Raw genomic sequence first — 12,141 nt, forward strand, 5'->3', positions numbered from 1 at the left:
CGGCCTTCCCCCGGTGGGGGAAGGAGGAAGTCGGGGTCAGTTCCGTACTGGTTTGCCGGTACTCAACATCCCCATGATGCGTTCCTGCGTCTTCGCGTTCTCCAGCAGGCTGCAGAAGGCTTTGCGCTCCAACGTCATCAGGTATTCCTCGGTCACCAGCGTGCCGTTGTCTACATCGCCGCCCGTCACCACACCGGCGATCAGGCTGGCGATGTGGAAGTCGTGCTGGCTGATGAAACCGCCGTCGCGCATATTCACCAGTTGGCCCTGGATGGTGGCTTTGCCGTTGCGGCCTGCCACGGGGAACAGGCGTTTGTGCGGGGCGCGGTAGCCGCTGGTGGCCATCGCTTTGGCCTCGTTCAGGGCGACGAACAGCAGCTCGTCCTTGTTTGGCACGATGACATCACTGTCCAGCAGGTAGCCCAGCTTGCGGGATTCCAGCGCGCTGGTGCCCACCTTGGCCATCGCGGCGGCGGTGAAGCCTTCAGTCAGGAAGGGCAGCAGGTCTTTGTGGACCGACAGGGCCGCGTTCTCGGCCGCCCGGCGGGCGATGTAGGTCAGGCCGCCCGCGCCGGGCACCAGGCCTACGCCGACTTCGACCAGGCCGATGTAGCTCTCCATCGCCACCACGCGGCGGGCCGAGTACACGGCCAGCTCGCAGCCGCCGCCCAGCGCCAGGCCGCGCACGGCGGAGACCACCGGCACGTTGGCGTAGCGGATTTTCAGCATCACGGCTTGCAGCGCTTTTTCCATCTTGTTGATGGCCCCTGCGCCGCCCATCATGAAGCCGGGCAGCATGGCTTGCAGGTCGGCACCGGCGCTGAAGGGCTCGTCGCCCGACCAGATCACCACAGCAGCGTAATCCTTCTCGGCCATATCGACCGCACGGGCCAGGCCGTCCGACACTTCGGGGCTGATGGCGTGCATCTTGGTTTTGATGCTGGCGATGATGACTCCGCTACCGGAGGGGCACTCATCTCCGTCCAGCGTCCACAGGCGGATGGCCTTGTCTTCAAACAGCGTTGTGCCTGCCGTCTCGAAGCCACCACCGATACCCAAGCCCTGGGTGTGGCCGGAGATTTTTTCAGGAAATAGCTGCCTGGCGTAGACAGGTAGTGCGTGGCGCGCTACAAATTTGGAAGTAGACGGATTCCACGAACCTTCGGCGGTGTGGACACCCCCGGCATCCGCCACCGGGCCGTTAAACACCCAGTCGGGCAGCGGCGCGTCGCACAGGGCTTTGCCCGCTGCAATGTCTTCCTTGATCCAATTCGCCACGGTCAGCCAACCAGCCTCTTGCCACAGCTCAAACGGGCCTTGCTGCATGCCGAAGCCCCAGCGCATGGCCAAGTCCACATCGCGGGCAGTCTCGGCAATCGTCTCCAAATGCACGGCAGCGTAGTGGAAGCTGTTGCGCAAAATCGCCCACAGGAACTGGCCTTGCGGGCCTTCGCTGTTGCGCAGCAGGGCCAAACGCTCACCGGCGGGCTTTTTCAGCATGCGGCCATAGACCTCGTCGGCCTTTTGGCCACCGGGCACATACGTGGCGCTGGCCGCGTCGAAACGCAGCACATCGCGGCCCACTTTCTTGAAGAAACCGGCCTTGGTTTTCTGGCCCAGGTTCTTCATCTCCAACAGTTGGGCCAGCACCGGCGGCGTGCCGTAGCTGCCAAAAAACGGGTCGGTGGCCAAACTCAAATTGTCTTGCAGCGTCTTGACCACATGGGCCATGGTGTCCAGACCCACCACGTCGGCGGTGCGGAAGGTGCCCGAGCTGGCGCGGCCCAGGCGTTTGCCGGTTAGGTCGTCCACCACGTCAAAGGTGAGGCCAAACTTTTCCGTCTCGCCGATGATGCCGAGCATGCCTGCGATACCCACGCGGTTGGCGATGAAGTTGGGCGTGTCCTTGGCCCGCACCACGCCCTTGCCCAGGCTGGTGGTGACGAAGGCTTCCAGCTGGTCCAGCGCTTCGGGCTGGGTGGTGGGGGTGTTGATCAGCTCCACCAAATACATGTAGCGCGGCGGATTAAAGAAGTGGATGCCGCAGAAGCGCGGCTTGAGCTCTTCGGGTAGCGCTTCGCTGAGCTTGGTGATCGACAGGCCGGAGGTGTTGGAGGCCACCAGCGCGTGCGGGGCCACAAAGGGCGCGATCTTTTTGTAGAGGTCGAGCTTCCAGTCCATGCGCTCGGCAATGGCCTCGATGATCAGATCGCAGTCCTTCAATTGCTCCAGGTGGTCGTCGTAGTTGGCCTCCTGGATCAGGGCCGCGTCGTCCGCCACACCCAGGGGGGCGGGCTTGAGCTTTTTGAGGTTGGCGATGGCCTTGGCGGTGATGCCGTTGGCCGGGCCTTCTTTGGCTTTCAGGTCAAACAGCACGACCTGCACCTTGACGTTGACCAGGTGCGCAGCAATCTGCGCGCCCATCACGCCTGCGCCGAGGACGGCGACTTTTTTAATCGGGAATCGTGACATCACATTCTTTCGGGTTTATTGCACACGGAGCCAGGTTTGCGTGCGGAAGAAGGGGCCGATGTAGCCGCGTACTTTGAGCTTCTTGCCGCCCTCTTCGGGCTCCATCGTCAGGGTGTAGTTCTTGCCGTTTTCGGGGTCGAGGATCTTGCCGCCGTCCCACAGGTCTTTGCCGTCTGCCTTCTTTGCGCCCCGGATGATTTCCATGCCGACCTTGGGCTTGTCCTTGCGGTCGTCGCTGCACGCGGTGCACAGCGGCTCGGGGCTGGGGATCAAGGCTTTTTCCACCACCCCGGTGAGCACGCCGGCACTGTTGGCCGCGATGCGGATTTCCGCCTTGGGCTGGCCGGTCTTGTCGTCAATATTGCGCCACAGACCCTCGGGGGTCATTTGGGCAAATACGCCGCTAGCGCACAGCAAGCCTGCGGTGAGTGCTATTGTTTTTTTCATGGTTGTCTCCGGGGTGAAGGGCTTCAGGCCAGGGCTGCGTCGGTATCCATCAAGACTTTGCTGCCCGAGCGGGCGGTGCGCATCAGCGTGGCGGTTTCAGGGAACAGCTTGCCGAAGTAGAAGCGGGCGGTTTGCAGCTTGGCCAGGTAGAACTGGTCGGTGTTGCCAGCGGCGATTTCGCGCAATGCGACTTGCGCCATGCGGGCCCAGAAGTAGCCAAACACCAGGTGCCCGGCCACACGCAGGTAGTCCACGGCGGCAGCGCCCACTTCGTCGGCGTTCTGGAAGCCCTTGAAGCCCAGCTCGGTGGTCAGCTTGGTGACCTGGTCGCCCAGAATGGCGATGGGGGTGATGAACTCGGCCATCTTCTCGTTCACGCCTTCTTCTTCCACCAGCGCGGCTACCAGGCGGCCAAACTTCTTCAGCGTGGCGCCGTTGTTGCCCAGTACCTTGCGGCCCAGCAGGTCCAGGCTCTGGATGGTGTTGGTGCCTTCGTAGATCATGTTGATGCGGTTGTCGCGCACGTACTGCTCCATGCCCCATTCCTTGATGAAGCCGTGGCCGCCAAACACCTGCATGCAGGCGTTGGTGGCGATGTGGCCGTTGTCGGTCAGGAAGGCTTTGATGATGGGGGTCAGCAGGGCCAGCATTTCGCCAGAGTCGGCACGCACTTTTTCGTCCGGGTGGCTGTGCTCTTTGTCCAGCAGCATGGCGCAGTAAATGCCCAGGGCGCGGCCCCCTTCGGCGTAGGCCTTGGCGGTGAGCAGCATCTTGCGCACGTCGGGGTGCACGATGATCGGGTCGGCGGCTTTGTCCTTGGCCTTGGTGCCCGACAGCGAACGCATCTGGATGCGGTCCTTGGCATAGGCCAGGGCATTTTGGTAGGCCACCTCGGTCAGGCCCAGCGACTGGTTGCCCACGCCCAGGCGGGCGGCGTTCATCATCACGAACATGGCGTTCAAGCCCTTGCCGGGCTGGCCGACCAGGGTGCCGATGGCGCCGTCCAGCACCATTTGGCAGGTGCTATTGCCGTGGATGCCCATCTTGTGTTCCAGGCCACCGCAGTAAATGCCGTTGCGTGCGCCCAGCGTGCCGTCTGCGGCGGCGTGGAACTTAGGCACCGCAAACAGGCTGATGCCTTTGCTACCCACCGGTGCGTCCGGCAGGCGGGCCAGCACCAGGTGGACGATGTTGGGGGCCAGGTCGTGCTCACCGGCGCTGATGAAAATCTTGTTGCCGGTGATGGCGTAGCTGCCATCCGCCAGCGGTTCGGCCTTGGTGCGCAACAGGCCCAGATCGGTACCGCAGTGCGGCTCGGTCAGGCACATGCTGCCGGTCCATTCGCCGCTGGTCAGCTTGGGCAGGTACAGGGCTTTTTGTGCGTCGGTGCCGTGGGCGTGCAGGGCTTCGTAGGCGCCGTGCGACAGGCCGGGGTACATGGTCCAGGCCTGGTTGGCCGAGTTCAGCATCTCATAAAAGCACTGGTTGACCACAAACGGCAGGCCCTGGCCGCCGTAGGCCGGGTCGCAGCTCAACGCCGCCCAGCCGCCTTGCACGTACTGCTCATACGCCGCCTTGAAGCCCTTGGGGGCGGTGACTTCGTGGGTGGTTTGGTCCAGCTTGCAGCCCTCGGCATCGCCGCTGATGTTCAGCGGAAAAGCCACCTCGGAGGCGAACTTGCCGCCCTCTTCCAGAATCGCGCTGATGGTGTCGGCATCGGTGTCGGCGTGCTGCGGCATGAGCTTCAGGTCATCGGTGACCTTGAGCACTTCGTGCATCACAAATTGCATGTCGCGCAGCGGGGGGGTGTAGTTAGGCATGGTGACTCCTTGGAATTTTTGAGGGGGACTGTTATCAGGACTTGGCGGGCTGTCCGTAGCGTGCCAAGAGGTTGTTGAAACCGGTGTTGGCACGGTCTAGCGCGCCAGGATTTTTCAAAAAACGGTGTTCATAGTGCAACGACAAAATCAAACCGTGTATCTCGAAGGCGACTTGGTGTTCGTCGGCATCGGCGCGCAAATCGCCGACCTCTTTGGCCTGCACCACAGCGCGGCAAAAAGCCGCCAGCCAAGCCTGCACCGAGCTGGCCAGCGCATCGCGCACCGGGCCGGGCCGGTCGTCAAATTCGACTGCGCCGCTGATGAAGATGCAGCCCGATTGCAGCTCGATGGCCACCCGCTGCATCCAGTTGGCAAACAGCGCCTGCAAGCGGGGCAGACCGCGCCGGGCCTGCATGGCGGGGTAGAACACCTCGGCCTCAAACAGGCGGTAATACTCGCGGATGACGGAGATTTGCAGCTCCTCGCGCGAGCCGAAATGGGCAAACACGCCCGACTTGCTCATCTGCGTGACTTCGGCCAGCGCGCCGATGCTCAAGCCCTCCAGCCCAACCTGGCTGGCCAGGCTCAGGGCGGCTTCAATAATGGAAGCTTTGGTTTGGCGGCCCTTGAGCAAAGCACGGCCATCGACGGTCGCGTCGCGGGCGGTTTTGGCGGGATGTTCGGTCAGGGCCATAGGTTTAAATTGGGAAATAAGAACGATCGTGCTATTTTTCCGAATTTAAACATATTAATTGCGAAAGTCTACCGATGGGACCGCATTTTTTGCGCCTGTGCGACAGGGTAAACCCACGCTTGCGCCACGAAAAAAGACCGCAGCAAAGCGGCGGTCTGGTGGGTAGCGTATACCTCAAACGCTATGCATTTAATAGCTACCAGCGCATGGTACATATGCGCTAGCAGCCTAAAAATCATTCAATCCGCTGCTACAGCTTGAACGCAACAACCACCTGGTGCTGCTCGCCCAAACCGTCAATCCCCAGCGCCATCGTGTCGCCCTTTTTCAAGAACCGGGGTGGCTTCATGCCCAGACCCACACCGGGCGGGGTGCCGGTGGTGATCACATCGCCGGGCATCAGGGTCATGAACTGGCTGACGTAGCTGACGATCTTGGCCACGGTGAAGACCATCGTCTTGGTGTTGCCGGTCTGTACGCGCTGGCCGTTCACGTCTAGCCACATGCCGAGTTTTTGCGGATTCGGCACTTCGTCGCGGGTGACCAGCCAGGGGCCGAGGGGGCCAAAGGTATCGCAGCCTTTGCCCTTGTCCCATGTGCCGCCGCGCTCCAGCTGGTATTCGCGTTCGCTGATGTCGTTGATGGTGCAGTAGCCGGCCACAAAGTTGAGCGCGTCTTTTTGCGACACATAGCGTGCCTGGGTGCCGATGACCACGCCCAGTTCGACCTCCCAGTCGGTCTTTTTTGAGCCCTTGGGCAGCATGATCGGGTCGTTCGGGCCCTGGATGCAGCTGGTGGCTTTCATGAACACCACCGGTTCGGCCGGAATCGGCAGGCCCGACTCGGCGGCGTGGTCGGCGTAGTTCAGGCCGATGGCGATGAACTTGCCCACCTGGGCCACCGGGCTGCCCAGGCGGGGCTTGCCCTTGACCAGCGGCAGCTTGGCCGGGTTGAGCTTGGCGATCTTGGCCAGCGCGGCATCGCCGAGTTGTTCAGGGCCGATGTCTTTCAGCTCTTTGCTGAGGTCGCGCAGCTTGCCTTCGGCATCGATGAGGCCGGGTTTTTCTTTGCCGGGTTTGCCGTAACGAACGAGTTTCATGCTGTCCTTTGGAAAAATTAAATGGTCATGCCACCGTCAACCGAATAGGTTTGACCGGTAGAAAAAACAGATTCATCGCTGGCCAAAAATACCACGATGGGCACGATCTCATGGGCCTGCGCCAGCCTGCCCATTGGCTGGCGGTCCACAAACGACTGGCGGGCAGCCACGGGGTCGGGGAAGGCGTTGATGCGCTGGGTCAGCGAGGGGGTGTCCACCGTGCCGGGGGCAATGGCGTTGCAGCGTATGCCTTTGGCCACGTAATCGGCGGCCACGCTTTTGGTCAGGCCGATAACGGCGGCCTTGGTCGTGCCGTAGACGCAGCGACTCACCAGCCCCTTGATGCTGCTGCACACACTGGCCATGTTGATAATGCTGCCCCCGCCCTGCGCCAGCATACGCGGCACGGCGGCCTGGATGGCCCACATCTGCGCCTGTACGTTGAGCAAAAAGGCAAATTCCAGCTCGCTGTTGTGCACCTCCAGCACCGTGCCGCTGTGCACCACGCCCGCGCAGTTAAACAGCACGTCGATACGGGGCATGCGGTCTACCATGGCCTGGATCGCCGCCTGGTCCAGCACATCCAGTGGCAGCGCAGTAATGTTGGCCACGCCCTCGTACGATGCCAGCAGCGCCGGGTTCACGTCGGTGGCCCACACCTGGGCTCCGGCGGCGGCCATCGCCAGCGCAGCGGCCTGGCCAATGCCTTGTCCGGCGGCGGTGACCAGCACAGTTTTTCCTGAAAGTCGCATGGGGTGCTCCGGGATGTTGGGGTTTGGCCGGATGGATAATCCCAGCCATTTGTGGAATTATGAAGTGGCCTTACCACTTGGCCAATTAACGCTAACCCTATGCCCCTGCTGACGATAGAACCCCAACGCCTGTACCGCCAGATTGCCGAGCAACTGCGCGCGGGCATGCTGTCGGGCGAATACGCCGTGGGCAGCCGCCTGCCCGCCGAACGCGAGCTGGCGCTGCAACTGGGCGTGAGCCGCCCCTCGGTGCGCGAGGCGCTGATTGCGCTAGAGGTGGAGGGCTGGGTCGAAGTCCGCACCGGCTCGGGCATCTACGTGCTGGCACGCGACCCGGGCCACCGGGGCACGCCGGTCGCCGCCGCCGAGTGGGGGCCGCTGGAGCTGATCCGCGCGCGCCGGGTCATCGAGGGCGAAACCGCCGCCCTGGCCGCCACCCTGGCCCAACCCGAACATCTGGCCGCCATGGCCCAAGCCCTGCACACCATGCGCATTGAGGCCGCCCTGGGCCAGCCCCCGTTGCAGGGCGACCGCGCCTTCCACTCGGCCATCGTGCAAGCCAGCGGCAACATCGTGCTGGTGGAAACCGTGCACCGCTTCTGGGATGCACGGCGTGGCCCGCTGTTTACCCGGCTGGGGGGCTACTTTGAAACGCCGCGCTCCTGGCGCACCGCTTTAAAAGAGCACCAGACCATTCTGGCCGCCATCCACGCCCAAGACCCCGCCGCCGCCCGCGCTGCCATGCACATGCACATGGACAAATCCCACCAGCGGCTCAATGCGAGTTGGAAATAGGTACACCCCCAGGCTACAGCGCAAGCGCTTTTCGCCAACCCCCTTGCAGGGGGCAACAGCAGCAGTCTGGCGGAGCCAGTCCTGCGTTGTTCTTGAGGGGGCTTCGCTGCGCTGGCCTAGGGGCCTAGAAGTCCACCAAACTGAGCCCTACGCTGAGCACGGTGCGACGCACGTTGTAGTCGAGCAGGCTGTCGCCGTAGCCGCTGAACAGCTGGGTGTGCAGGCGCAGAGCGTTTTTGTGGCCGCCGGTGCTGCCCAGGGCTTTCAGCCATTCCAGCCGGACCGAGCCGCGCCCGTCTTGGCGCAGTGCGTGGCGCAGCGTCAGGCCCAGGGTGTTGTCTTTATCCAGATTCCAGCCAGCGGCCAGCTCGCCCCGGCCGATGTAGTCGCTCATGTCGGGGTTGTCGTCGTTGCCGTCGCTTTCGTGGATGCGCTTCCAAGCGCGGGCCTGCACCCGCCACTGGTCGGCTTTTTCAAACCCGGCCATCAGGTAGACCCGGTTCCAGCTGCGCGACAGGGGCAGGCTTTGGCCGTTCGACTGGTGGACCAGGCCAACGCCGGTGTAACGCAGCTTCCAGTCCCACGGCAGTGCCAGGGTGCTGGGGTAAACGTAGACGGCCTCGGGCTCGTGGTCGGTGCTGCGAAAGGGGCGCGACAGGTCGGGGCTGAACAGCTGCCAGTACGACTGCTGGGTGTAGCCAAACCACAGCGAATCGCTCAGGCCACCGCTGCGGCTGGTCAGCATGCCCTGGGCGATCTTGGTCCGCACCGACACCTGGATGCGGGCTTCGGTGCGGTTGAAGTCGGTGGCTGAGGTGGCGGTATGGCCAGCGGCGGGGCTGCTGGGCTGGGCGTTGGTGCGGTCACGGGTGGTCAGCGACAGACTGATCGGGTGGTAGCCGCGTATGCCAAAAGTGCCGCAATCGCTGCCCGTTTCCAGCTCCCAGAAGCGCGAGGTTTCCGAGTAGCGTGTGTCTTTGCAGCCCTGGTCGGCGGCAATGGCCAGCGCTACCGCGACCGGCTGGGGCGGTACCACCGGCAGCGCGGCGGTGGCGGTGGCCAGCGGTGCGGGGGCCGGGGCGGCGGGCGCGGTGGTTTGTTGGGACAGCTCATCAAAGCAGGCCAGGCGGGCGACCTTGTCGTCCACCAAGCGGCTACAGGCCAGCCAGGGCGCGGACGCGGTGGCCTTGGCAATGGCCGTGGCCGCGTCGGTGGCGGTGACCAGCTGCGCCTGCGCGCTGCCGCACAGGGCGGCCAGCAGGAGAGCGATGGGTTTCATTGCCAGCCCCCGGTGCGGCGCAGGGTGAAGGGCTGGGTTTTGTCGGTGAGTGCGTTGGTCCATAGTCCTTTGATTTCCTTGCCACATGAGCTGTCTACCACCCGCCCGCTCCAGGTGGCGCTGATGCGCACGCCGTCGTCGGATTCTTCCAGCTGGAAGTCGCCTGCCTGCACGTCGCCGGCCAACAGCGCCGGTTTGGCCTGGCTGCCTGCGCGGGTAATGCTGCCCACCAGACTATCGTCTTGCGTGGGTTCTTTTTGCAATTGCACGCGGGCCACACCGGGCTGGCCGTCGATCTCGGCCCGCCAGTCGCCGTAGAGCTGCTGCACGGTGGTGGCCGCAGGCGCGGGGCAGTTGGCCACGGTTTTCTTTAAGCTATTTTGGCCGCTAGCGCAGGTACTTATTGCGCATGCAGCTATCAAAAATGTAGTAAATCGCAAGATCATGGTTTCTGCGCCGCAGCGGCTGCATTGGCTTGGGCTTTAAGGGCAAATTCGGCGCGCAGGGCCTTGAGCTTTTCGCGCGGGTCTTCTTTCATGGTGGCCTGGTCCAGCCCCATTTCTTTGATGAAGCGGCTGGGCTGGGCGGCCACGGTTTCGCGGCCTTTTTTCTTCTTTTTGGTCCAGCTCACGGCCAGGCTGCGCTGGGCGCGGGTGATGCCCACGTACATCAGGCGGCGCTCTTCTTGCAGCCGCTGGGTAATGTCGTCGCTGACCACCTGCTGGCGGCCCTCGTCGTCGTCCAGCTTGAAGGGCAGCATGCCCTCGGTTACGCCTGCCAGCATCACGTGCGGCCACTCCAGCCCCTTGGAGGCGTGCAGGGTCGAGAGGGTGACCACATCCGCATCCTTCTCGCGCTGGTTGATGGTGGACAGCAGGGCGATGGTCTGGGCCACTTCCAGCAGGCTTTTGGTCTCGCGCATGGTCGTCACGCCCGAATCCTCGTCGGCCTGGCCTCCGGCACGCGCCGCCATCCAGTCGCAAAACTCCAGCACATTGGTCCAGCGGGCAGCGGCCACTTTTTCGCTGTCTTCGCCGTCATACAGGTGCTTCTCGTAGCCAATATCTTTCAACCATTGCAGCATGAAGGCCAGCGCGTCTTCGGCACCGATGGTGCGGCGGGCCTGGTATTCCAGGTCGGTAATAAAACGGCCAAACTCGTGCAGGCCGTCCAGCGCCTTGGCGGGCAGCAGCGCGCCCAGCGACGAGGTAAACAGCGACTCAAACAGACTTAAACGGTACTGCGTGGCAAATTCGCCCAGCTTGCCCAGCGTCTGGTGGCCAATGCCGCGTTTGGGCGTGGTGATGCAGCGCAAAAACGCCGGGTCGTCGTCGCTGTTGATCCACAGGCGGAACCAGGCGCACAGGTCCTTGATCTCGGCCCGGTCAAAAAAACCGGTGCCGCCGGACACCTTGTACGGAATCGCCGCTTTGCGCAGCGCCTTCTCGAACGGCTTGGCCTGGTGGTTGGCGCGGTACAGGATGGCGAAATGGCGAAACTCCTGGTACTGCGGCCCTTGCACCACCGCTGCGGTGCCCGCCCGCAGGCTCTGGATGCGGGCCACGGCGCGCTCGGCCTCGTGCTCTTCGTTGTCGGCATCCACCACCCGCACCGGCTCGCCTTCGCCCAGTTCGCTGAACAGGGTCTTGGGGTACAGCTTGGGGTTCGGGCCAATCACGTTGTTGGCCGCCCGCAGGATGGCGCTGGTGGAGCGGTAGTTTTGCTCCAGCGTAATCACCTTGAGCTGCGGAAAGTCGATCGGCAGCTTCTTCAAATTGTCCAGCGTGGCGCCGCGCCAGCCGTAGATGGACTGGTCGTCGTCGCCCACGGCGGTGAAGTGCGCGCGCTCGCCCACCAGGTACTTCAGCACCTCGTACTGGGTGGCGTTGGTGTCCTGGTATTCATCGACCAGCACGTGGTTCAACACGCGCTGCCACTTGCTGCGCACCTCTTCAAAGTCGCGCAGCAGGCGCAGCGGCAGGCTGATCAGGTCGTCAAAGTCCACGCTCTGGTAGGCGGTGAGGCGCTCTTCGTACAGCGCCATCACGCGGGCGGTGATGGCTTCGCTGTCGTCGGCCGCCTGGGCCGCCGCCTGCTCGGCGTTCAAGCCCATGTTCTTCCACTTGCTGATGGTCCACTGCCAGGTGCGGGCCGTGGCCACATCGACGCTGCCGCCCGCGTCTTTCAAAATGCTGGTTACGTCGTCGGCATCCAGAATGCTGAACTGCGGCTTCAGCCCCAGCAGCTTGCCGTCTTCGCGCACCATGCGCACGCCCAGCGCGTGGAAGGTGCAAATCACCACGTCCTTGGCCTCGCGCCCGATCAGCGCCTTGGCCCGGTCGCGCATTTCCATCGCTGCCTTGTTGGTAAAGGTGATGGCCGCAATGCTCTTGGGCGCCACGCCGGCGTCGATCAGGCGGCCGATCTTGTGCGTGATCACCCGCGTTTTGCCCGAGCCCGCGCCCGCCAGCACCAGGCAGGGCCCGTGCAGGTAGTTCACAGCTTCTTGCTGGGCGGGGTTCATTCCGGCGGACATGGTGTGGGGGCTAGGTTTAGACAAAATTTCGGATCATACAGAGCGGGGTGGAGGCGGGTGGGGTCAGATCCGAATTGCGCGATGCGGGTGAATTGCGGCTAACCCTGCCCACCCGCATTTCGGCTCTGACCCTCATGCCACTAGGATAAGCCCCGTCGCATGCGAATCGCAGCCCTGGCTGCTGTGCGAGGCGTGTTCAGTAGTGGCAAAGGCTTCGGTCTTCGCTTCTTTGCCCTGGGCTCAATGC

At 63.3% G+C, this 12,141-nt stretch carries 10 protein-coding genes; 1 reads left to right on the forward strand and 9 read right to left on the reverse strand.

The window, feature by feature from the left end; all coding sequences use genetic code 11:
• Positions 1 to 36: 36 nt before the first annotated feature.
• From AC0969_RS13030 to AC0969_RS13055, 6 genes are all read right to left on the reverse strand, one after another.
• Complete coding sequence (locus AC0969_RS13030) at positions 37 to 2,472, reverse strand: 3-hydroxyacyl-CoA dehydrogenase/enoyl-CoA hydratase family protein (protein WP_479624568.1); 2,436 nt, start codon at positions 2,470 to 2,472, stop codon at positions 37 to 39.
• A gap of 15 nt (positions 2,473 to 2,487) precedes the next feature.
• Positions 2,488 to 2,919 (reverse strand): DUF2147 domain-containing protein, encoded by a 432-nt coding sequence (locus AC0969_RS13035; protein WP_479624569.1) that lies wholly within the window; start codon positions 2,917 to 2,919, stop codon positions 2,488 to 2,490.
• Between the two features lie 23 nt (positions 2,920 to 2,942).
• Positions 2,943 to 4,739, reverse strand: a complete 1,797-nt coding sequence (locus AC0969_RS13040; protein WP_479624570.1) for an acyl-CoA dehydrogenase C-terminal domain-containing protein — start codon at positions 4,737 to 4,739, stop codon at positions 2,943 to 2,945.
• A gap of 34 nt (positions 4,740 to 4,773) precedes the next feature.
• Entirely contained in the window at positions 4,774 to 5,433 is a 660-nt protein-coding gene (locus tag AC0969_RS13045) for a TetR/AcrR family transcriptional regulator (protein ID WP_479624571.1), read from the reverse strand.
• Between the two features lie 250 nt (positions 5,434 to 5,683).
• Positions 5,684 to 6,532, reverse strand: a complete 849-nt coding sequence (locus tag AC0969_RS13050; RefSeq protein WP_479624572.1) for a fumarylacetoacetate hydrolase family protein — start codon at positions 6,530 to 6,532, stop codon at positions 5,684 to 5,686.
• Between the two features lie 17 nt (positions 6,533 to 6,549).
• Complete coding sequence (locus AC0969_RS13055; RefSeq protein WP_479624573.1) at positions 6,550 to 7,284, reverse strand: SDR family oxidoreductase; 735 nt, start codon at positions 7,282 to 7,284, stop codon at positions 6,550 to 6,552.
• Between the two features lie 99 nt (positions 7,285 to 7,383).
• On the opposite strand from AC0969_RS13055, the gene AC0969_RS13060 reads away from it, so the two are divergent.
• Positions 7,384 to 8,079, forward strand: a complete 696-nt coding sequence (locus AC0969_RS13060) for a FadR/GntR family transcriptional regulator (protein WP_479624574.1) — start codon at positions 7,384 to 7,386, stop codon at positions 8,077 to 8,079.
• A 124-nt stretch (positions 8,080 to 8,203) separates the two neighbouring features.
• On the opposite strand, the gene AC0969_RS13065 is transcribed toward AC0969_RS13060, so the two are convergent.
• The 3 genes from AC0969_RS13065 to AC0969_RS13075 form a co-directional block, all read right to left on the reverse strand.
• Positions 8,204 to 9,358, reverse strand: a complete 1,155-nt coding sequence (locus AC0969_RS13065; RefSeq protein WP_479624575.1) for a phospholipase A — start codon at positions 9,356 to 9,358, stop codon at positions 8,204 to 8,206.
• Positions 9,355 to 9,720: a hypothetical protein gene (locus tag AC0969_RS13070; RefSeq protein WP_479624576.1), complete on the reverse strand. Its 366-nt coding sequence runs from the start codon at positions 9,718 to 9,720 to the stop codon at positions 9,355 to 9,357. Before AC0969_RS13070 ends, AC0969_RS13065 begins: the two co-directional genes overlap by 4 nt.
• A gap of 80 nt (positions 9,721 to 9,800) precedes the next feature.
• Positions 9,801 to 11,894 (reverse strand): ATP-dependent helicase, encoded by a 2,094-nt coding sequence (locus AC0969_RS13075; RefSeq protein ID WP_479624577.1) that lies wholly within the window; start codon positions 11,892 to 11,894, stop codon positions 9,801 to 9,803.
• Between the last annotated feature and the right edge of the window lie 247 nt (positions 11,895 to 12,141).

The sequence above is a fragment of the Rhodoferax sp. LB1P47 genome (assembly GCF_056521445.1).

What these genes read in the sequence shown, in the direction of transcription:
- AC0969_RS13035 (WP_479624569.1), bottom strand. Translation starts at nt 2,919, where the DNA reads ATGAAAAAAACAATAGCACTCACCGCAGGCTTGCTGTGCGCTAGCGGC.
- AC0969_RS13050 (WP_479624572.1), bottom strand. Translation starts at nt 6,532, where the DNA reads ATGAAACTCGTTCGTTACGGCAAACCCGGCAAAGAAAAACCCGGCCTC.
- AC0969_RS13040 (WP_479624570.1), bottom strand. Translation starts at nt 4,739, where the DNA reads ATGCCTAACTACACCCCCCCGCTGCGCGACATGCAATTTGTGATGCAC.
- AC0969_RS13065 (WP_479624575.1), bottom strand. Translation starts at nt 9,358, where the DNA reads ATGAAACCCATCGCTCTCCTGCTGGCCGCCCTGTGCGGCAGCGCGCAG.
- AC0969_RS13045 (WP_479624571.1), bottom strand. Translation starts at nt 5,433, where the DNA reads ATGGCCCTGACCGAACATCCCGCCAAAACCGCCCGCGACGCGACCGTC.
- AC0969_RS13030 (WP_479624568.1), bottom strand. Translation starts at nt 2,472, where the DNA reads ATGTCACGATTCCCGATTAAAAAAGTCGCCGTCCTCGGCGCAGGCGTG.
- AC0969_RS13075 (WP_479624577.1), bottom strand. Translation starts at nt 11,894, where the DNA reads ATGTCCGCCGGAATGAACCCCGCCCAGCAAGAAGCTGTGAACTACCTG.
- AC0969_RS13055 (WP_479624573.1), bottom strand. Translation starts at nt 7,284, where the DNA reads ATGCGACTTTCAGGAAAAACTGTGCTGGTCACCGCCGCCGGACAAGGC.
- AC0969_RS13060 (WP_479624574.1), top strand. Translation starts at nt 7,384, where the DNA reads ATGCCCCTGCTGACGATAGAACCCCAACGCCTGTACCGCCAGATTGCC.